The sequence below is a fragment of the Pseudomonas sp. P108 genome (assembly GCF_032613195.1).
In the GTDB taxonomy this organism is placed as follows: domain Bacteria; phylum Pseudomonadota; class Gammaproteobacteria; order Pseudomonadales; family Pseudomonadaceae; genus Aquipseudomonas.
This window is the reverse complement of record NZ_CP126691.1, coordinates 2,529,847-2,550,167: the sequence shown is the minus strand read 5'-3', so window position 1 is coordinate 2,550,167 and position 20,321 is coordinate 2,529,847. Positions and strand designations below refer to the sequence as shown.

The following is a 20,321-nucleotide window of genomic DNA, read 5'->3' as shown; positions in this document are numbered from 1 at the left end:
AGGCGCATAGGCAAAACTGTCCGACGGCCTCTATGATGGAGGCCATGACGACTTCTGCGCCTCTGCGCTCACCCTGCCCGCCCGGCGCCTGCATTTGCGGGCGCGATCCGTTGCTGGAGACACCCGGCGCGGATTTGCGCATCCTGCGCCTGACCCGCGCAGAAGAGAAAGTCCTGCTGGCGCGGCTGGAAAAACTCAAAGACCTCGCCGATCTCGAACACCTGAAACAACGCATGTATGAACAACTGGGATTGCGCGTCGAAGTCGCCCCTGGTTTCAACGAAGTGCGCACCATGCGCGGCATTGCCATTCAGATCGAAGAGTTGCCGGGCCTTTGCCGCAAGACGCGCGCGGCCATCCCCGCCGCCATTCGTCGCGGCTTGGAAAACCATCCCGAAATCGCCTTCGAACTGCTCAACGCCCACGACTTGCTGCGCGACACCTGATCACTTTTTCAGCCCGACCCGCTTGCGCATCTCGGCGGTGATGCTCTGCCGGGTTTTCTTCATCTCGGCCCATGGCGCGTCGCCGACCTCCGCCAGACGCTCATGAACGTTGCGCACGTTCCATTGATTACCGCCCTTGATCTCGGCAACTTCCTCGCGAAACAGCGGCACCGACACCGGCAGACCTTCGCGGGTGCGCGCGGCGTAAGCGCAGATGGTGGTGGCGCCCAGACCGTTGCGCAGGTAATCGATGAAGATCCGCCCGACACGATTCTTTGGCCCGGACACCGCCGAAAAGCGATCCGGCAACAGCTTGGCCATATGGCTGACGATGGCATGGCTGAAGTCCTTGACCTCATCCCAGCCGAGTTTGCGGGTCAATGGCACCACCAGATGAATGCCCTTGCCGCCACTGGTTTTCAGGAACGCTTTCAATCCCAGTTCATCAAGCACAGTCAGCGTCAGTGCCGTCGCTTCGACCATGCTTTTCCACGGCAGCGCCGGATCAGGGTCAAGGTCGAGGACGAAGCGATCAGGCTTGTCCAGATCGACGGTGGTGGCGTTCCAGGTGTGCAGTTCGACGGTGCTCATCTGCACGGCGCCGATCAGCGCCTCGGCGTTGTTGATCAGCATCACCGGTTGCCCGGTGAGATCTTTGTCCAGCGTGGTGATGCCGGGTATTGCCAAGCGTTCGGCGTTCTTCTGGAAAAACAATTCACCAGCGATGCCGTCCGGCGCGCGCACCAGTGCCACCGGGCGATCCTTGAGTTGCGGCAGGATCCATTCGGCGACGCTGGCGTAATACTCGGCCAGTTGCATTTTGGTGGTGCCACTGACCGCGTCGATCACACGATCCGGGTGGGTGATGCGCACCTTGCCGGTGGCCAGTCCGAGTTGCGACGGCGCGGTGTCGGCTTTGCTCGCCGGGGCTTTTTCCGTGGTTTTTTTCGCGGCGGTTTTCTTCTCTGCAGTCTTCACCGGTTTCGCTCGCTCCTCTGTGATGCCCTTGGCCGGTTTGTCGTCGCGCAAGCCATGGAACACCGCGTGGCGAACCGAGCCGTCCTTGGTCATTTCGGCAAACGCAACCTCCGCCAGCAGCTTTGGCTTGAGCCAGTGCACGCCTTTGACCTCGAAACCGCTGGGCGGATTGACCACAGCGGCTTTCTTCACCTGCAAGGGTTTGAGTTGGGCGAGGATGCTTTTCAACGTTGACTCGCTGAAGCCAGTGCCGACCTTGCCGGCGTAACGCAACTCGCCACTGTCACGATCATGCAGCCCCAGCAACAGGGCGCCGAACGCGCTGCGCGAACCTTTCGGATCGGTGTAACCAACGATCACGAACTCCTGACGATGCTTGCACTTGAGCTTGATCCAGTCGCTGCTGCGCCGCGACACATACGGCGAGCCGAGACGTTTGCCGATCAGGCCTTCCATCTGCATCTGGCAGGCGCTGTTGAGCAGCGCGTCCGGCGTTTCGTCAAAGGCTTCGGAGAAGCGCAACAACGGTTGCTCATGGCTGCCAAGCACCGTGGCCAGTGCGGCGCGACGTTCCTCGACCGGCACTTCACGCAGGTCGACCCCGTTGAGATACGGCAGATCAAACAGGTAGTAAAGGATGTTGCCGCTGCGCCCGGCCTCGAAAGCATTTTGCAGGGCCTGAAAGTCCGGCACGCCTTGTTCGTTGGCGACGACCATTTCACCGTCCAGCCACGCTGATTCAAGACCGAGCGAGGCCAGGGCTGCGGCCTGTTGCGGCAACTTGTGCGTCCAGTCATGACCATTGCGGGTAAACAACTGCACCTGATCATGATCAATGCGCGCCATGATCCGATAGCCGTCGAATTTGATCTCGTAGCTCCACTGCCCTTCGGGCGCGCTGTCGACCAGGGTGGCCAGTTCCGGCTTGAGCTGCGTCGGCAGTCTGGCCTTGTGCGCACCGGTGAGCTTGCCGCTCGCGGGCTTGCGGGTTTTCGCCGCAGGTTTCTTCAGCGGTTTGCTTTGCTCGGCGGCCAGTTTGGGTTTGTCGACGATCGTGCGTTCGCTCAGCACACTGTCCGGCTCGGCCAGCAGCACGTCGTAATCATCCTGCGGCCGCGCGGCATCGTCCTGATGCTTGATCAGAAACCATTGTTCCTTCTTGCCCGGCATGTGCGTGCGCACCAGGTTCCAGATGCCGCCGAGCTTTTCGCCTTGCAACTCGAACTTGAGCTTGCCCTTTTCGTAGGCCTTGTGCGGATCTTCCAGCGGAATCCACACGCCACGATCCCAGACAATCACATCTCCGGCGCCGTAATGCCCTTCGGGAATGCTGCCCTCGAACGTTGCGTAATCCAGCGGATGATCCTCGACATGCACCGCCAGCCGCTTGACCTTGGGGTCGAGGGACGGCCCCTTCGGCACCGCCCAACTCTTCAACGCACCATCGAGTTCCAGGCGAAAGTCGTAATGCAGGTGCGAAGCGTCGTGCTTCTGGATGCAGAACTGCAAGGCATGATCCGTGGCGGTTTTACGTCCCGAGCGCTTGACGGCGGCCGGTTCCGACGTCGCCGAGAAGTCGCGCATACGGTTGTAGTCGTCGAGATTTCTGTTCATCGCGCACCTGCCTTGCTTCAGCCCATTCGGGTCACGGTCAACGCCACCACGGCGATGCGGTCGACCCTTTGATAGCCGGGGTTGAGCAGTTCTTCGCCGAAGACATCCGGATCGAGTTCGCGGTATGTCCAGCCGAAGCGCTTTTCATCGAGTCGCGGTAGCACGGTGTCGAGAAACGGATCGCGACCATCGACCATCGCCACACCGGTGTAGAGCAGTAGCGAGCCGCCCGGCGCCAGCCTGTTCAGCGCCTGCTCGACGATGCGCAGCGACAGCCCTGCCCCCAGCGTCCCGCCCCCGTGACGATAAGCGCGCTCAGCCGGATCGGCCATGTACGGCGGGTTGGCGACGATCAGATCGAACTCGCCGTCGGCCCCCTGCAACAGATCACTGGCATGCACCTCGACGTTGGCGACCTCCGCGAGTGTGGCGTTGATCGAAGTCAAGCGCAGCGCTGCGGGGTTGATGTCCAGCGCCAGCACTTGCGCCTCACGACGGGCACGGCCGATCAGAATCGCCCCGACGCCCGCCCCACAACCAATGTCCACCGCGCGATGGATGGGCGCGAAGTTCTGTTGCAAGTGGGCATGAATCAATTGGGCGAAACGATAGGTGTCCGGGCCGAAAAATACCGCGTCGGCCGCGTCGGTAGGGAACGCCGAATGCACGAACAGCAAATCATCCAGACTCGACCAGCGCACGCGACTCTTCAGATGGCCTTCGTAATTATCAATGACCTGCGCGTCCTGCAGTTGCCGCTGTTCATCGGCGGACAACAACCCCGGCGCGAATGGACGCGACCAGCCAAAAACGTCGCGCAACGAGTCGGCCATCTGGCCCTCGTCACGCTGGTTGACCCGCTGATGGGTCAACGGCGTCGGGGTGATAAACCGATAGCCGTCTGCCAACAAACGCCGGCCCAGTTGCAGCAGCACGAGGTCGTTTGGGCAGAGTTGTTCTTCCTGATTCATCGGTGATGTCCTTAAGGAAAGCGGGATTTGAGTTCGATAAAACGGCGGGTAGCGAGCAGTCCGGCCGGATGTGCGTGGCGGGCCGGAGCAAGCCAGGGGATCAGAATCGCCATCTGCGCGATTGCATCCTTACCTTGCAGCGCGGCGTTGAGCGCCTGTACGTCGGGATCCTGTTCAAGCCCTTCGATGGCCGCTGCGGTCTGACTGTGCCGTCGAGCGGGTTTGGTTTTATCCGAAGAGGTCCAGTCACCAGCAATCCAGTCGTGCACCAGTTGTTTCTCGTAGGCATTGAACACGCCAAACATCGCCGCACCATCGCCCGCGATCAGCTGCCAAAAGCGACTGGCCTGCGGGTCTTCGTGGCGTTTGATCCAGCCTTTGTTCTGCAATGCCTGCAGGAATCCGGGTAATTGCTCCGGTGCAGCCAGCCACTGATTGACGGTCTGCCCTTCGAAGCGGCAGTAATCGGAATGCATGTGTTGGGCGAACGGACACTTGCGTTCGAGCATCGCCAGCAACTCCCGCTCAAGGTCGAAACCTTCAATGATCGCGCGACTGCCCTGCCCCAAGTCGTTGAGCCGATAACCCAGCGCCACCCGACGCAGAAATTCGCCGCGATCGGCCTCAAGCGGCAGCAGATCGAGCACCGCCTGCACGGCTTTCTGCGCATGGCCGGTGCTGGCATTGTCGATGGTCACATGCAGGGTGAAATAGTACGGATCGATGCCCAGTTCGCTGAGTTCGTAGCTGCTGATCAACAGGTGCAACGGCAGTTGTTCATAACCGAGGTTGTAGCCGATCACCTCGGGCAAGTAATCCGCGCCACAGACACCGAGCGCCAGTTGTATCGCGCCTTGCAGGTAGCGTTCATCGTCGATCGCGCTGCTGTCCTGCAAGTCGTGCTCGGCGAGCAGTTTGCGGTAGATCACCACGTGGTTCTGCGCCGGATTGCCCTCGCCCAGTTCTTCCAGAAAGGTGCGTAGCAGGCCTTGGAAACGCGGATCCTGCCAGCGCGGCAACAAGCCAGACAGCCAGGCGCCGTCGACCAGTTTGGTCGGTGCCACCGCTTGCAGGAAATACAGCGCCTGCGCCTTGCCACGGAAAAATTGCCGTGGCCCGCCGGCCTTGCGCTGTTGCAGATAGTCGGCGTATTGCCGGGCGACATCGGCGCAATGCCCGGCCACCCAGGCGTGCCAGGTCGTGGGATCTTCGGGCAGGGAATCGGAGAGCTGCGCGGCGTGTTGCAGCTGCTCCTGCAAAAACGCCCGCGCAAGATCCTGTGAATTATCCTCGCGCAACAACGCTTCATAGACCTGCCGGATGCTCCCGGCGGCGTTCATCACATGCGGTTGGGCAGGCGCAGCTTGCAGGTGTGTCAGGACAGTCATGGCAAAATTCTCGGTCGGTTGGCAGGACGCTGTTCCAAACGCCTCTACAGCAGCAGAGAGGCAGCGCCTGCGAAAAATTCAATCGACGTGAAAATTGCCCGGACGGACGGCGAAGCAGCTCCTTGGCGGAGCTGCTGGTGACAATGATTTATTTAACGTGACTTCAGGCCGAACCTTTGGCCTGCCGTTCCAGATGCACCTGCAAATCCGGGTCGATCTGCAATGCTGCTGCCAGCTCATCCAGATATCTGCGCTCGGCGTCCTGCTGGTCATCCACCAGCATGACGCTGGCCAGGTACATTTCGGCGGCGACGGCCGGATCCCCATTGGCCGCCTGCGCCACGTCATCAGGGTCCAGCGGCTTGGCGACTTCGGCATCGAGCCATTGCTGCAACTGCGGATCGTCGGTGTGTTTGCCGATTTCGCTGCTGATCAGGTGTTTCTCGGATTCATCGATACGCCCGTCAGCCTTGGCTGCCGCGATCAACGCGCGCAGAACCGCGTGGCCGTGCTCTTCAATCTCCGAGCCGGCCAGGAGGTTAGCCGTTTGCGGCGTTTGTTGCGGGGCCGAACTGGCCTGGCTGCGTTGCCAGGCCTGATACGCCTGGAACGCCATCATTCCCAGCGAGGCCAGCGCCGCATAATTGCTACCGCCGGAACGACTTTGCGTACCGCCCCCGCCACCCAGCGCCCCACCCAACGCGCCGCCCAGGCCACCACCGGCACCGCCGCCGAGTAAACCACCGAGCAAACCGCCTAATCCACCCAACCCGCCCGCCGGCGCACCGCCACGTGTACCGGTTGAATCCGCGCCACCGAGCAGACCACCCAGCAAGCCACCGAGGCCACCCAAACCAGCACCGGCGGAGGCTGAAGATTGTTGTCCCGCCGAGGCTTGGCCTCGCAGCAGTTGTTCAAGCAAATCGCTGGTGTTCATGACGTCATCCTCAGGCAAGGGCAGTGACCGTCTGGCAACGATAGCCCCCTGAAGCCAGAGCGCCAGCACCGTTTGGCTGACACGCAAAACCTTGGCGGATTTCGCCTGCGTATTTTTGCACCGGCCAGCTAAGATTCAAGGATGCTGAACCTTATCCCGGCCAGACCGGTCGATAGCTGCAACCCCAACCCGGTTTGCCGGCGCCCTTCTAACCGAGGGTGATACCCGGCTTGCATCACTTTCTGGAGAACGCCCCAGTGATATCGACCGTACACATCGCCAGGCTCAAAGCATGGGGCGCCCATGGTTTTACCGCGACTGGCGTGGTCACCGCTTTTCTGGCCACCCTCGCCCTGTTGGAAAACCAGCCGACCCACTGCCTGATGTGGCTGGGCGTGGCGCTGATTGTCGACGGCCTCGACGGCGCACTGGCGCGCAAGGTCAACGTGCAATCGGTGCTGCCGAGCTTCGACGGCTCGATCCTTGATCTGGTGATCGATTACCTGACATACGTGTTCATCCCGGCGCTGTTCATCTATCGCTACATTCCGTTGCCCGACTACACCCTGCTGCTGACCGTGTCGCTGATTCTGGTGTCGTCGCTGTTCTGCTTCTGCAACGTCAACATGAAGAGCAAGGACAACTACTTTGTCGGGTTTCCGGCGGCGTGGAATGTGGTCGCGCTGTGTCTGTACATCATCGGGCCCGGACCGTGGATCACTTTTCTGACGGTGATCGGCCTGGCGTTGCTGACCGTGACGCGGATGAAGTTCCTCCATCCATTCCGTGTACGGCGGTTCATGCCGATCAACATTGCGGTGACGGCGATCTGGCTGCTGTGCAGTTTGTCGCTGGTGCTCAACCACCCGGTGATCAACCCGTTGGTGATGGGCTTGTGGTTGCTGATGTCGGCGTACTTTCTGGGGATCTGCATCTGGCGCACGGCGCTGGAGTGGTTTGATCGGCCGCAGGTGAAATAGGCCCCAGAGCCAAACACACATCCAATGTAGGAGTGAGCCTGCTCGCGATAGCGGTCTGTCAGCTGAATATTTTTGACTGAAAGACCGCTATCGCGAGCAGGCTCACTCCCACAGGGATCTTCATTCAGCGCTTGGTGATCACCACCTCCAGATACTCGCTCGGCACCACCAGCGACTCCTCCCCCGCCCGATTCAAACGGTTGAGCAAATCCGCCAGATCATTTTCCAGCGCCTGCCCGCTCTCCGGCTGAAGTGCCGCGAAGGCCTTGTGCACCGGCCCGTACCAATGGCGGAAGATGTCGATGAAGTGCGCGGCCGAGCGATAGCGAAAATTGAACTCGCGCCGCGTCACACGCAGCAGAAAATCGCGGTCATCGAAATGCTTGTGCAGCCACGCATCAGAGCCCCAATTCGACGGCGGCTGAGCACCGGCAGGCGGTGGCAGATGCCGGCCGAGAATCTTGAACATCTGGCCAACGAAACCTTCCGGCGTCCAGTTGGCCAGACCGATCCGCCCGCCACGGCGACAAACCCGGCCCAGTTCAGCAGCAGCCTGGTCCTGATCCGGTGCGAACATCACGCCAAAGGTCGACAGCACGGCGTCGTAGCTCTCGTCGGCGAACGGCAGCGCTTCGGCATCGGCCACCTGAAACGTCACGTCCAGATGCTCTGCCCGGGCACGGTCCTGTCCGCGTTCCAGCAATGCCGCGACGTAATCGGTGGACGTCACCAGACAGCCGCGCCGCGCCGCCGCCAGCGTTGCATTACCGTTGCCGGCAGCGACATCCAGCACCTCCTCGTCGCAACGCAGGTCGCAGGCTTCGGCGAGGTTTTCGCCGACGATTTGCAACGTCGTGCCAATCACGGCGTAGTCGCCACTGGCCCAGGCGACTTTCTGGCGTTCTTTCAAGGCAGTCAGATCAATCGGGGTGCTCATAAGCGTGAACTCCGCTGCGGGTGGGTCGGTGATCATTCGGCCGTCGTCGGATCGATGACCGTCATCACACGCGCCACACTGTTGGCAGGAAATCCTCCAAGCCTGGCGTGTTCACGCACCTGCTCTTCATCCGGCGCGATGTACACGCAATAGATTTTGTCTGCGGTGACATAGCTCTGCAGCCACTGCACCTGCGGGCCGAGTTCGCGCAATACATCACAGGACGTTTTCGACACGGCTTTGAGTTCTGCTTCCGACAGCTTCCCAGCCCCTGGAATCTCGCGTTCAATCACGAATTTAGGCATGGCAACCTCGCGCTCTTGTTATGGGGCAAGGCCGGCAGTGACCCTGCTCACGCACTATCGCGCCGAGACCGCGCGGCGTCCCTGCCAATCGTCTGGCAACCCGGTAAAACCGGGGGTTTGCCGATGAGCGGTGGAAATCTGTAAAGGGTCTGGAACACCTTGAGGATTGCCAAGGTTGGGGGATTGGTTTCTGATGCGTTCTCGCTTCTGGAACGGATTCGACTGATGTCACTGCAAATCGATTGGCTCGCGCATCACATGCACCACAGCGACCGTTATGCCCAATGGATCCACCAGCAATTTCCCTACGAATACGTCGACCACCCACTGGCCGAGTGGCAGCGCGAATTTGCCGAGGGCCAAGGCAATGGTGAGTGGCCCTGTCTGATTGCCATGGACGGTGAGCGTCTGCTCGGCGGCGCGGCGCTGGCACGTGATGACCTCGCTCTGCGCCCCGATCTCGGACCTTGGCTGGCCTGCGTGTTCGTCAGCCCTGAAGCACGCGGGCAAGGTCTGGCGGAACGCTTGATTGAGGGGGTTTGTCAGGAAGCGAAAGACTGCGGGTTTGCGCGTCTTTACCTGCACACACAGACCAAACAGGACTACTACGCCAAACGCGGCTGGCAGGTGCTGGAGCGTTTTCGCGCCTGGGACAACGAACAATGGCTCATGGTGCGTGACCTCTGAGCCATTGGTTTTGCTGATCAGGCCGCAGGCGCCTTTGCCTCCTGCAGCAACTGCTGGATCATCTGCTCCTGCGCTTCGTAGCGACCTTCGCCGAAGTGGCTGTAACGCACCTGCCCCTTGGCGTCGATCAGGTAGTGCGCTGGCCAGTATTGATTGTCGAAGTTACGCCAGATCGCGTAGTTGTTGTCGATGGCCACCGGGTAGGTGATGCCGAGTTTTTTCACCTGATCCCTGACGTTGTCGATGATCCGCTCGTAACCGTACTCCGGGGTGTGGACGCCGATCACCACGAGCCCGTCCTTTTCGTATTTCTTTGCCCAGTCTTTGACGTACGGCAGGGTGTGCTGGCAGTTGATGCAGTCGTAGGTCCAGAAGTCCACCAGCACTACTTTGCCGCGCAGGGACTCAGCGCTCAGCTCGGGCGAGTTCAGCCATTGAACCGCGCCGGAGAGCGACGGCATCGGCCCTTTGCCCTGCTCCATCGGCGAGTCCGCGCGGACTTTGCTGATGAAGTAGTCGAGCACTTTCGGCACGTTCTCCAAGACGTTTTTTTCGACACTGGCGACGCCTTCAGAGGAGGTCTTCGCCAACAAGGTTTTATCGAAGCCGGTGGCAATCACCGCTGCCGTCGCCAGTACCGCAACCCCGGCACCACGGCGCAACCAGCCAGTGAACGGAATCGACGGTTTCAGGCGATTGACCAAACCGCGCCCGGTGAAGATCAGCGTACCCAGCGACAATGCACTGCCGACACCGTAGGCCAGCAGCAACAGGCTGGTCTGCGCATTCGCCCCTTGCAGCATGGCGCCGGTGAGGATCACGCCGAGAATCGGTCCGGCGCACGGTGCCCACAGCAGCCCCGTGGCTACGCCGAGCATGATCGAAGCCATCGGCCCGGCCTTCTTCCGGGAGTCCGGATCGAGGCGGTTGCCGAGCATCACGAAAGGTCGCGTCAACCAGTCACCGACGCGCGCCGAGATCAGCGACAGGGCGAACACACTCATCACGATCAACGCGACGTAACGCCCGCTGTTGCTGGCCTGGATCACCCATTCGCTGCTGACCACCGCCAGGCTGGAAATCAGCGCGAAGGTCAGTGCCATGCCGCCGAGGGTCAGCAGAATCGAGGTGCGGCTGCGTTGGGCACCGGCAAACAGAAACGGCACCACCGGCAGGATGCAGGGGCTGAGCACGGTCAGCAGACCGCCGAGGAATGCGATGAGGTACATAGTGAGTCCACCCTGGTTCAATGACTGTGATGAAGCATTCAGACGTTCTGGCTTTCCAGCCAATGGCTCTGCGGTGTGCGGCTGGCGCCGTTCTCGGCAAACATCTGGCCTTGTGGTGTGCGACTGGCGCCGTCCGCTGCAAACATCTGGCTCTGCGGTGTGCGGCTGGCGCCGTTCTCGGCAAACATCTGGCCCTGTGGCGTGCGGCTGGAGCCGTCCGCAGCAATCAAGCCATCGCCGCCCTGCTTGGCCACCGGCGTCAGTTGAAAGCAGCTGCCGCTGTGGCAGCTATGCTGTTCAACCGCAGCGTGGGCATGGGCGGCGACGCCGGCCAGGGAGAAAGCGATAGCGGTCAAAAAGCGCGATACGTTGTTCATGGTTGTTTCCTTCTAAAGAGTGATGACTCAATTGTCGTTGTTGCAGCCGTCGGCGAATTTGCTGTAATCGAGCACGCGGGTCTGACCGGCCGAATCGAGGTAGGTCATGCGCGCCTCGACAATCCCGCACGTCACCGAGTTGTCCTGTTTCAGCGAGAGAACTTTCTGGATATCCAGGTGGGTGCCGTAGGTGTAGGTTTGCGCGGTGACAGCGGCTTCGGCACGGGCCGACAGCGTGCAGATGTTGAGCGCGGCAAACAGGCAGGCGGCGATTACGGATTTGTTGTTCATGGCGTTTTCCTCAAGGCTTCAGTGGGTTTGAGCCGAGGCGATCTGTGTGGGCCTCGATGGAGCCTATTTGAGGCTCGAGAGGTATCGCGTCTGTGTCAGGAAAGGCCGCGTTTCAATCGCTGTGTATCCCGCTCGGCGGGGGATACACAGCGATACAAAACCCTGAAAAAACTGCGTTTTTGCGTGTTCATGTATCCGTCGTCACGGCAGATACACTGCAATACAAAGGCAGGCAGGCGAGCCGCGCGAGGCTCGATAGACTGCACGGCATTCCCCTTTGATAGAGGTTCGAACCCGATGGAACATGTCGATCACATTCTCATCGTCGATGACGACCGCGAGATCCGCGAACTGGTGGGCAACTACCTGAAGAAAAACGGCCTGCGCACCACCGTGGTCGCCGATGGCCGGCAGATGCGCAGCTTTCTCGAAGCCAACACCGTCGACCTGATCGTGCTCGACATCATGATGCCCGGCGACGATGGCCTGCAGCTGTGCCGGGAACTGCGCGTGGGCAAACACAAGGCCACGCCGGTACTGATGCTGACCGCGCGCAACGATGAAACCGACCGCATCATCGGCCTGGAAATGGGCGCCGACGATTACCTGACCAAACCGTTCGCCGCCCGTGAGTTGCTGGCGCGGATCAACGCCGTGCTGCGCCGCACGCGGATGCTGCCGCCGAATCTGGTGGTCACCGAGGCCGGTCGCTTGCTGGCTTTCGGCCGTTGGCAGCTGGACACCTCAGCCCGCCACCTGCTCGACAAGGACGGCACCATGGTCGCCCTCAGCGGCGCCGAATACCGTTTGCTGCGGGTGTTTCTCGATCACCCGCAACGGGTGCTCAGCCGCGATCAATTGCTCAATCTCACGCAGGGTCGTGATGCTGACCTGTTCGACCGCTCGATCGATTTGCTGGTCAGCCGTTTGCGCCAGCGTCTGCTGGATGATGCGCGCGAGCCGGCCTACATCAAGACCGTGCGCAGTGAAGGTTATGTGTTCTCGCTGCCAGTCGAAATTCTCGGGGCGCCGGCATGAGCGTCAATCTGCACTGGCCACGTACCCTCGCCTCGCGCCTGTCGCTGATTTTCCTGATCGGCTTGCTGCTGGCCCAGGCATTGTCGTTCGGCGCGCAGTATTACGAGCGTTACCAGAGTGCGAAAAACACCATGCTCGGCAATCTGGAAACCGACGTGTCGACCTCGATTGCGATCCTCGATCGCTTGCCTGCCGAAGAGCGCCCGGCCTGGCTCGAGCGTCTGGCGCGAAAAAATTATGGCTACCTGTTGAGCGAAGGTGAACCGGGCACGCCGATCGAGGCCAGTGATGTGCCGGTAGCCGTCACCTCGATCACCGAAGCCATTGGTGAACGCTATCCGCTGACTTTCACTGATATCCCCGGGCCGAAGAAACACTTCCAGGGCCATCTGCGCCTGAGCGACGGCAGCCCGGTGACCATCGACGTGCGCCCCGCCATGGTGCCGTTGTCACCCTGGTTGCCGATAGTCTTGCTCGGCCAACTGGCGTTGATGATCGCCTGCACCTGGCTGGCGGTGCGCATTGCGGTCCGCCCCCTGACCCGGCTGGCCGACGCCGTAGAAACCCTCGACCCCAACGCCCACCCGATCAACCTCGACGAAAGCGGCCCGACCGAAGTGATCTACGCCGCCCGTGCATTCAACGCGATGCAGGCGCGCATCGCCGCTTACCTCAAAGAGCGTATGCAATTGCTGGCGGCGATTTCCCATGACCTGCAAACGCCGATCACGCGGATGAAACTGCGCGCCGAGCTGATGGACGATTGCGCCGAGAAAGACAAACTGTGGAATGACCTCAGCGAGATGGAGCATCTGGTGCGCGAAGGCGTGGCCTATGCGCGCAGCATCCACGGCTCGACCGAGGAAAGCCGTCGCACCAACATGGACTCCTTCCTCGAAAGCCTGGTGTTCGACTATCAGGACATGGGCAAGCAGGTGCACCTGGTCGGCAAGAGTGCGGTGGTCATCGACACCCGGCCCCATGCCTTGCGCCGGGTATTGGTGAATCTGACCGACAACGCGCTGAAATTCGCCGGCGCCGCCGAAGTCTGGGTCGAAGCCAACAAGGGCAGTCTGGCGATTACCGTCATGGATCGCGGCCCGGGCATCGCCGATGCCGAACTGGCGCAGGTGCTGCAACCGTTCTATCGCGTGGAGAACTCACGTAATCGCGATACCGGCGGCACCGGCCTCGGCTTGGCCATCGCCCAGCAACTGGCCATGGCGCTGGGGGGTGCGCTGACCTTGAGCAACCGCGAGGGCGGCGGGTTGTGTGCGGAACTGAAACTCCCCCTGCACCCCTGAGAACAGCGAAAGTCCCTGTGGGAGCGAGCCTGCTCGCGAAGGCGTCCTGTCAGTCGATGCTCAAGTTGACTGAAAGATCGCTTTCGCGAGCAGGCTCGCTCCCACAGTGTGCGGCGCGGTTTAAGTGTTCAAGATGCCAGACCGATCACCTGGTCCTCATGCATCTGCTGCAACAACGCCAGTCCACTGTCCATGAACGAAGCGCTCGCCGACTGCCCGGCCTCTTGCGCCAGACCTTGCAACTGCGCGCGCCCTGTCAACGGTGCAAACTCGGTGATGCGCTGCAGCAACCGCCAGGCCAGCGGACTCAACTCGGAAAATTTCACACTCCAGTCCGCCGCACGCCGCACCAGCAAAAACGTCGGTTGGTCTGGTGGCGTGGCGGGCTGATGGTTTGGATCGAGTTCATGCACCGGCCACGCATACGCCAACGGCCAGGCCAGTGCCGAGATCTGCAACGGGCGGTCCAGCAACAGCGCCGGATCGGTCGCCGGCAGCGCCTGAGCATCGGACTGCTGCAAAACCATCTCGACCCATTCGTAATGCGCCAGCTCCAGCAAAAACGCCGGCCACTCACCTTCGCGCAACACCTGCGGTGGCGTGGCCAGATAGTCGAGAAACGTCTCGGCAATCTCGCCAAACTTTGGGGTCTGCGCCCGCCAGTCGCGCAAAAAGCCGCGCACCAGCAGACCCCAGCGTTGCTCACCGATGATCCGGATCAACACCGGAAACGTGCCGCTCAACAGTTGCGATACGTTGTTGAACACCAGATCGCGATAGACGTTGACCCGCGCCGCGTTCATGTCGGCCGGTGGCGATTGATGCTCGGGGTCGCGCAAATATCGGGTCAACGCCTGTTGTTGCTGCATCAGGTTATCCACGAAGGCTACCCTCCGCTTGCAAGTGGCGAATGGTCTGCAACTCGACGACCAACTCGGAAAACGCCGGAAAGTTGAAATCCCGCTCGAGCAGCGTTGGCTGCGCACCAAACCGCGCATAGGCCTCGGCCAGCAGCGACCACACTGCCGGTTTTACCGAGGCACCGTGGGTGTCGATTTTCAGCGTATCCGACTCATCGAAATGCCCGGCCACATGCATGCCGACCACCCGGCCCGGCTCGATAGCGGCGAGAAACGATTGCGGATCGAAGCCGTGGTTGATCGCATTGACGTACACGTTGTTGACGTCCAGCAGCAGGTCACAACCGGCCTCACGCAGCACGGCGTTGGTGAAAGTCACTTCATCCATATCCTGACGGGGGGCGGCGTAGTAGGAGACGTTTTCCACGGCCAGACGCCGACCGAGAATGTCCTGAGCCTGACGGATTCGCGCGGCGACGTGGTGCACTGCCTCTTCGGTGAACGGCAATGGCAGCAAGTCGTAAAGATGCCCGTCATCACTGCAATAACTCAGGTGTTCGCTGTACAGCGGCACGTTGTAACGATCGAGAAACACTCGGACTTCCTGCAAGAAGCTGACATCCAGCGGTGCCGACCCGCCAAGTGACAGCGACAAGCCGTGACAGGACAACGGGTAGCGCTCGGCCAGCTCACGCAACGCCGCACCGAGGGCGCCGCCGACGCCGATCCAGTTTTCCGGGGCAACTTCGAGAAAATCGAAATCGCCGGTGCGGGCAGCTTGCAGGTCTTTCAGCAAGCCACGGCGCAGGCCGAGGCCGACGCTGGGTGGCCGTGATGAGGGCGGCGTTTGCATGGGATGTGTCTCAGCAGTGGATTTTCCACATTTGAGCCGCTGGCTGTATCGCGGTTGTGTGCAGATGACCGGGCATTTGCAGCCCTGTGTATCCGGCGATGACGGCGATACACGGTGATACAGACTTGCTGCCGATCAATATTGTGGGAGCGAGCCTGCTCGCGAAAGCGTCGGCACTACCAATATAGGAACTGCCTGAAATGCCGCCTTCGCGAGCAGGCTCGCTCCCACAGGTTCTTCAGTGTTTACAAATACAGCGGCAGTCGCGGACCGGGGCTAGACTCCTTTATTACCCAGTCGAGGGGGATGCAGGACGTCAGCCGTGCCCTGCTCAACTCCGTGACCACCGCCCGGTGGCGCACGCCTCGACCTTCGACGCCGCCGGACCGTGATCCTGTTTCAGGAGCACACATGATGGACGAGGCGAAGCTCAACCAATTCATGGGCAAACTGGTCAACGACATGGGCGGCGCGGCGATGCTGGCCAATGTCATCGTCGGCGAAGAACTCGGCTTGTACCGGGCAATGGCCGACAGTCAGCCGATCAGTGCCGATGCCCTCGCGGCGAAAACCACCTGTAACCCGCGTCTGGTGCGCGAATGGCTTAGCGCTCACGCGGCGTCCGGCTATATGGAACACCACGACGGCCAGTTCCGTTTACCGGAAGAGCAGGCCCTGGCGCTGGCCGTTGAAGACTCGCCGGTCTACGTCGCCGGTGGCCTTGGAGTGGTGGCGTCGTTTTTCCACGACAAGGACAAACTGGTCAAAGCCATGCGCGGCAACGGCGCCCTGCCCTGGGGTGATCACCATCCGTGCATGTTCACCGGCACCGAGCGGTTCTTCCGGCCGGGTTATAAAGGCCACCTGATCGCCGAATGGCTGCCGGCGCTGGACGGTGTGGTGGCCAAACTGGAGGAAGGCGCCAAAGTCGCCGATATCGGCTGCGGCCATGGTGCGTCGACGGTGATCATGGCCCAGGCCTATCCCAACTCGCGCTTCGTCGGCTACGACTATCACGCGCCCTCGATCACTGTCGCCACCCAGCGCGCCGAGGAAGGCGGGGTCAGCAGCCGGGCGAAGTTCTTTCAGGGTTCGGCGAAGAGCTACCCCGGCAACGACTACGACCTGATCTGCTATTTCGACTGCCTGCACGACATGGGTGACCCGGTCGGCGCCGCGCGTCACGCCTATGACTCGCTGAAAGATGACGGCACGGTGTTACTGGTCGAGCCATTCGCCAACGACACGCTGGACGACAACATCAACCCGGTCGGACGCCTGTTCTACGCGGCCTCGACGTTTATCTGCACACCGAACTCGCTGTCGCAGGAAGTCGGCCTCGGCCTGGGTGCGCAGGCGGGGGAAATGCGTTTGCGCAAAGTGTTTGTCGAGGCCGGGTTCAAGCACTTCCGCCGGGCCACGCAAACACCGTTCAACCTGATTCTGGAGGCACGCAAGTAACCCGCGCGGGTCGCGTGCTAACCTGCTGGCAACGTCCTTCTCCGGAGCGCTGACCATGCTCGACAGCCCGACCCGCGAACACCTCGACACCTTGCAAGAGGTGATGGCCGATGGCGACTTCCTCGTGCTGACCGGGGCCGGTATCAGCACGCCGTCGGGCATTCCGGATTACCGCGACAGCGACGGTGTACGCCGCGGCCGACAACCGATGATGTATCAGGAGTTTCTGGCCGCCGCCGAATCACGCCGTCGCTATTGGGCACGTGCGATGCTCGGCTGGCCGAGGGTGCGTCAGGCGCAGCCGAACGCGGCTCACGAAGCATTGGCCGATTTGCAGCACGGTGGGCTGATCCGCGATTTGATCACCCAGAACGTCGACACCCTGCACGATCAGGCTGGCAGCCACGATGTGATCGAACTGCACGGCAGCCTGAATCGCGTCCTCTGCCTGGACTGTGGCCAGCGCAGTGAGCGTGATTCGATTCAGCAATTGATGGAATTGCACAATCCGTATCTGGCCGGGGTCGATGCGGTGCAGGCACCGGATGGCGACACCCTGCTCGACCCGGCGTTCGAGGCGCGTTTTCAGGTACCGCACTGTCCGCATTGCGCCGGCGAGCGGATGAAACCGGACGTGGTTTTTTTCGGCGAGAACGTCGCGCAGCATACGGCGGCTCGGGCGATGATGGCGGCAGAAAATGCTTCGGGGATGTTGGTGGTGGGGTCTTCGTTGATGGCGTATTCGGCGTTTCGTTTGTGCCGGGTGATTGCCGATCGTGGCAAGCCGTTGATTGCGATAAATCTGGGCAAGACCCGGGCGGATGATTTGCTGGATTTGAAGATTGAAGCGTCGTGTGAACAGCTTTTGCCGTTGTTGGTGGAAGTGCTGGATCGGTGAGTTGCTGCACTTTGTGCTCGACTCAGGACCCAGGCCCCTCACCCTAGCCCTCTCCCAAGGGAGAGGGAACTGACCGTGTTGTTCTCAAGCAATACGTCGACCTGAAAATTTCGAGTCGAACTCAGGATTTGAGAAATCCCCAATTGGCTCCCTTTCCCCCTCGCCCCCCTGGGGGCGGTCCGACGTTTCGGGAGGGTTGGGGTGAGGGGGTAGATCTCACAGTCGCCCCAGATCTTCAGCCTTGAGAATATCGAACAACGCCTGCGCCGCTGCCGACAGTTCATTGCCCGGCTCGGTCAGCACACCAATCGCCCGCTCCACCGAGTCGTCCAGCGTCAGGCAATGGGCGCCCAGTTCTTGCATCTGCTCGGCACACAACGCCGGGACGGCGCTGACGCCCAGACCGCTGGCGACCATGCGCCCGACGGTCGCCAATTGATGGCTCTCAAACTCCACCGGCAACTTCATACCCCGCGCCTGTAAGTGCTCTTCGAGCATCACCCGCACCGTCGAGGGCCGCTGCAAGGTGATAAACGGCTCCTGAAGCAACGTCTGCCAATCGATCTCAGCGCGCTGGGCCAACGGCGAATCCTTCGATACCACCGCAACAAAGCGATCCATGTACAAGGGCGTGAACGTCATCGCCGTGTTTTGCATCGGCTCGAACGCCACGCCGAGTTCCACCTGACGATCACGAACCATCTCCAGCACTTGCTCGTTGATCACGTCATTGACCGTGACGTTGACGTTCGGATAGCGCGCGCGAAACGTTTTGAGGATCGGCGGCAGCAGATTACCGGCAAACGACGGCATCGCCGCCAGCGTCACTCGCCCGCGCTGCAAGCTGAAGCGCTGGCGCATTTCGTCTTCGGCGTTGTCCCAGTCGGCAATCAGCCGTCGCGCCAGAGGCAGCAAGGATTCACCTTCGGCAGTCAGCGCGACGTTGCGCGTGTTGCGGCTGAACAGGCGTCCGCCCAGGCCCTCCTCCAGCGCTTTGATGGTCAGGCTCAAGGCTGATTGCGACAGGTGCAGGCGCTCGCAGGCCACGGCGAAACTCAAGCTCTGGGCGACGGCGAGGAAGGCGCGGATCTGTTTGATGGTCATACTGAAGCCTCAGGATCGTCGGTGATGATCGTTCCCACGCTCTGCGTGGGAATGCAGCCCGTGACGCTCCGCGTCACTGGACGCGGAGCGTCCCTAGAGGCATTCCCACGCAGAGCGTGGGAACGGTCAAGCGTTAAGCAACAAGACATAACGCGATTATTGAGCTTTATCAATCAATCGACCTTAAAAATCAACTTAACAAATATATCCTTCAGCGCGACACTCCAACCATTCGGCTAGCCAGCCGCCCGCAAATAATAAAAGAGGTGCATATGGCAGGTTTCGACAAGCGCGTGAGTTCCTACGAGGAAGCCCTGGCCGGGCTTGAGGACGGCATGACCGTCATCGCCGGCGGCTTCGGTCTGTGCGGCATTCCGGAAAACCTGATCGCCGAGATCAAACGCAAAGGCACCCGCGACCTCACCGTCGTCTCCAACAACTGCGGCGTCGACGGTTTCGGCCTCGGCGTACTGCTCACCGATCGCCAGATCAGCAAAGTCATCGCCTCCTACGTCGGCGAAAACAAGCTGTTCGAAGAGCAACTGCTCAAGGGCGACATCGAAGTCATCCTGACCCCGCAAGGCACCCTCGCCGAGAAGATGCGCGCAGGCGGCGCCGGCATTCCGGCCTTCTTCACCGCCACCGGAGTCGGCACTCCGGTCGCCGAAGGCAAGGAAGTGCGTGAGTTCAAGGGTCGCAAGTACCTGATGGAAGAATCCATCACTGGCGACTTCGCCATCGTCAAAGGCTGGAAAGCCGACCACTTCGGTAACGTCGTCTACCGTCACACCGCGCAGAACTTCAACCCGCTGGCCGCCACCGCCGGCAAGATCACCGTGGTTGAAGTCGAAGAAATCGTCGAACCCGGCGAACTCGACCCCTCGCAGATCCACACCCCGGGCATCTACGTCGATCGGGTCATTTGCGGCACGTTCGAAAAACGCATCGAACAGCGCACCATCCGCAAATAATTCAGGCTGACGGAGAATAAAAAATGGCACTTTCCCGCGAACAAATGGCTCAGCGCGTCGCCCGCGAAATGCAGGACGGCTTCTACGTGAACCTCGGCATCGGCATTCCGACCCTGGTCGCCAACTACATTCCCGAAGGCATGGAAGTCATGCTGCAATCGGAAAACGGCCTGCTCGGCATGGGCCCGTTTCCGACCGAAGACACCATCGATGCCGACATGATCAACGCCGGCAAACAGACCGTAACCGCGCGCATCGGCGCGTCGATTTTCAACTCCGCCGAATCCTTCGCGATGATCCGGGGTGGCCATGTCGACCTGACCGTGCTCGGCGCGTTCGAAGTGGACGTCGAAGGCAACATCGCCTCGTGGATGATTCCCGGCAAACTGGTCAAGGGCATGGGCGGCGCGATGGATCTGGTGGCTGGCGCCGACAACATCATCGTGATCATGACCCACGCATCGAAGGATGGTGAGTCCAAGCTGCTCGCCAAATGCAGCCTGCCGCTGACCGGCGCCGGTTGCATCAAGCGCGTGCTGACCGACCTCGCGTACCTGGAAATCGAAAATGGCGCTTTTGTCCTCAAGGAACGCGCACCTGGCGTCAGCGTCGAGGAAATCGTCGCCAAAACCGCTGGTAAACTGATCGTCCCGGATCACGTACCGGAAATGCAGTTCGCTGCCCAGTGAGGA

Annotated in this window: 21 protein-coding genes; 9 read left to right on the top strand and 12 right to left on the bottom strand. The window is 61.0% G+C overall.

Annotated elements, in window-relative coordinates:
* Positions 1–44: 44 nt before the first annotated feature.
* Positions 45–446: a hypothetical protein gene (locus tag QOM10_RS11215; RefSeq protein WP_316918058.1), complete on the top strand. Its 402-nt coding sequence runs from the start codon at positions 45–47 to the stop codon at positions 444–446.
* Here the strand turns inward: QOM10_RS11215 and ligD are convergent, their stop codons facing one another.
* The 4 genes from ligD to QOM10_RS11195 all read right to left on the bottom strand — a co-directional run bounded on the left by ligD (position 447) and on the right by QOM10_RS11195 (position 6,334).
* Positions 447–3,038, bottom strand: a complete 2,592-nt coding sequence (gene ligD / locus QOM10_RS11210; protein WP_316918057.1) for a DNA ligase D — start codon at positions 3,036–3,038, stop codon at positions 447–449.
* A 17-nt stretch (positions 3,039–3,055) separates the two neighbouring features.
* Positions 3,056–4,009, bottom strand: coding sequence for a methyltransferase (locus QOM10_RS11205; protein ID WP_127926726.1), 954 nt, complete (start codon positions 4,007–4,009; stop codon positions 3,056–3,058).
* A gap of 11 nt (positions 4,010–4,020) precedes the next feature.
* Positions 4,021–5,397 carry an iron-containing redox enzyme family protein gene (locus QOM10_RS11200; RefSeq protein ID WP_316918056.1) on the bottom strand — a complete coding sequence of 459 codons (1,377 nt, stop codon included), beginning with the start codon at positions 5,395–5,397 and terminating at the stop codon, positions 4,021–4,023.
* A 163-nt stretch (positions 5,398–5,560) separates the two neighbouring features.
* Positions 5,561–6,334 (bottom strand): tellurite resistance TerB family protein, encoded by a 774-nt coding sequence (locus tag QOM10_RS11195; protein ID WP_316918055.1) that lies wholly within the window; start codon positions 6,332–6,334, stop codon positions 5,561–5,563.
* Between the two features lie 257 nt (positions 6,335–6,591).
* On the opposite strand from QOM10_RS11195, the gene pcsA reads away from it, so the two are divergent.
* Positions 6,592–7,314 carry a phosphatidylcholine synthase gene (gene pcsA / locus QOM10_RS11190; RefSeq protein WP_007919592.1) on the top strand — a complete coding sequence of 241 codons (723 nt, stop codon included), beginning with the start codon at positions 6,592–6,594 and terminating at the stop codon, positions 7,312–7,314.
* Between the two features lie 124 nt (positions 7,315–7,438).
* On the opposite strand, the gene QOM10_RS11185 is transcribed toward pcsA, so the two are convergent.
* Both QOM10_RS11185 and QOM10_RS11180 read right to left on the bottom strand, forming a co-directional pair.
* Positions 7,439–8,251, bottom strand: a complete 813-nt coding sequence (locus QOM10_RS11185; RefSeq protein WP_316918054.1) for a class I SAM-dependent methyltransferase — start codon at positions 8,249–8,251, stop codon at positions 7,439–7,441.
* Positions 8,252–8,283: 32 nt separating this feature from the next.
* On the bottom strand, positions 8,284–8,556 hold the full coding sequence (locus QOM10_RS11180) for a DUF4242 domain-containing protein (protein ID WP_095047497.1): 273 nt from the start codon (positions 8,554–8,556) through the stop codon (positions 8,284–8,286).
* A gap of 225 nt (positions 8,557–8,781) precedes the next feature.
* Between QOM10_RS11180 and QOM10_RS11175 the strand changes: the two genes are divergently transcribed.
* A complete protein-coding gene (locus QOM10_RS11175; RefSeq protein WP_316918053.1) occupies positions 8,782–9,243 on the top strand; it encodes a GNAT family N-acetyltransferase in 462 nt (153 codons plus the stop codon).
* A 17-nt stretch (positions 9,244–9,260) separates the two neighbouring features.
* Here the strand turns inward: QOM10_RS11175 and QOM10_RS11170 are convergent, their stop codons facing one another.
* Genes QOM10_RS11170 through QOM10_RS11160 form a run of 3 tightly spaced genes read right to left on the bottom strand, consistent with a single transcriptional unit; the run spans position 9,261 to position 11,140 of the window.
* Positions 9,261–10,472 (bottom strand): cytochrome c biogenesis protein DipZ, encoded by a 1,212-nt coding sequence (locus tag QOM10_RS11170; protein WP_316918052.1) that lies wholly within the window; start codon positions 10,470–10,472, stop codon positions 9,261–9,263.
* A gap of 38 nt (positions 10,473–10,510) precedes the next feature.
* The gene (locus QOM10_RS11165) at positions 10,511–10,849 is read right to left on the bottom strand and encodes a hypothetical protein (protein ID WP_316918051.1); all 339 of its coding nucleotides are present in this window, start codon (positions 10,847–10,849) and stop codon (positions 10,511–10,513) included.
* Between the two features lie 27 nt (positions 10,850–10,876).
* Entirely contained in the window at positions 10,877–11,140 is a 264-nt protein-coding gene (locus QOM10_RS11160; protein ID WP_077572182.1) for a DUF2790 domain-containing protein, read from the bottom strand.
* A 297-nt stretch (positions 11,141–11,437) separates the two neighbouring features.
* Here QOM10_RS11160 and QOM10_RS11155 point away from each other — a divergent pair, with 297 nt between their 5' ends.
* Positions 11,438–12,178, top strand: a complete 741-nt coding sequence (locus QOM10_RS11155; protein WP_064392669.1) for a response regulator — start codon at positions 11,438–11,440, stop codon at positions 12,176–12,178.
* Positions 12,175–13,482, top strand: coding sequence for an ATP-binding protein (locus tag QOM10_RS11150; RefSeq protein ID WP_316918050.1), 1,308 nt, complete (start codon positions 12,175–12,177; stop codon positions 13,480–13,482). The genes QOM10_RS11155 and QOM10_RS11150 overlap by 4 nt, the downstream gene beginning before the upstream one ends.
* Before the next feature lie 128 nt (positions 13,483–13,610).
* Here QOM10_RS11150 and QOM10_RS11145 read toward each other — a convergent pair whose 3' ends face one another.
* Both QOM10_RS11145 and QOM10_RS11140 read right to left on the bottom strand, forming a co-directional pair.
* On the bottom strand, positions 13,611–14,363 hold the full coding sequence (locus tag QOM10_RS11145) for a DUF2063 domain-containing protein (protein ID WP_316918049.1): 753 nt from the start codon (positions 14,361–14,363) through the stop codon (positions 13,611–13,613).
* The gene (locus tag QOM10_RS11140; protein ID WP_316918048.1) at positions 14,356–15,195 is read right to left on the bottom strand and encodes a DUF692 domain-containing protein; all 840 of its coding nucleotides are present in this window, start codon (positions 15,193–15,195) and stop codon (positions 14,356–14,358) included. Before QOM10_RS11140 ends, QOM10_RS11145 begins: the two co-directional genes overlap by 8 nt.
* Before the next feature lie 414 nt (positions 15,196–15,609).
* On the opposite strand from QOM10_RS11140, the gene QOM10_RS11135 reads away from it, so the two are divergent.
* Together QOM10_RS11135 and QOM10_RS11130 are read left to right on the top strand one after the other, a co-directional pair.
* Positions 15,610–16,656, top strand: coding sequence for a class I SAM-dependent methyltransferase (locus tag QOM10_RS11135; RefSeq protein ID WP_150752207.1), 1,047 nt, complete (start codon positions 15,610–15,612; stop codon positions 16,654–16,656).
* A gap of 55 nt (positions 16,657–16,711) precedes the next feature.
* Positions 16,712–17,554 (top strand): NAD-dependent protein deacetylase, encoded by an 843-nt coding sequence (locus tag QOM10_RS11130; protein WP_316918047.1) that lies wholly within the window; start codon positions 16,712–16,714, stop codon positions 17,552–17,554.
* A 216-nt stretch (positions 17,555–17,770) separates the two neighbouring features.
* Here QOM10_RS11130 and QOM10_RS11125 read toward each other — a convergent pair whose 3' ends face one another.
* Complete coding sequence (locus QOM10_RS11125; protein WP_150650758.1) at positions 17,771–18,658, bottom strand: LysR family transcriptional regulator; 888 nt, start codon at positions 18,656–18,658, stop codon at positions 17,771–17,773.
* Positions 18,659–18,930: 272 nt separating this feature from the next.
* Here QOM10_RS11125 and QOM10_RS11120 point away from each other — a divergent pair, with 272 nt between their 5' ends.
* A complete protein-coding gene (locus tag QOM10_RS11120; protein ID WP_007919568.1) occupies positions 18,931–19,629 on the top strand; it encodes a CoA transferase subunit A in 699 nt (232 codons plus the stop codon).
* A gap of 23 nt (positions 19,630–19,652) precedes the next feature.
* Positions 19,653–20,318 (top strand): CoA transferase subunit B, encoded by a 666-nt coding sequence (locus QOM10_RS11115; RefSeq protein WP_016983256.1) that lies wholly within the window; start codon positions 19,653–19,655, stop codon positions 20,316–20,318.
* Positions 20,319–20,321 lie beyond the last annotated feature (3 nt).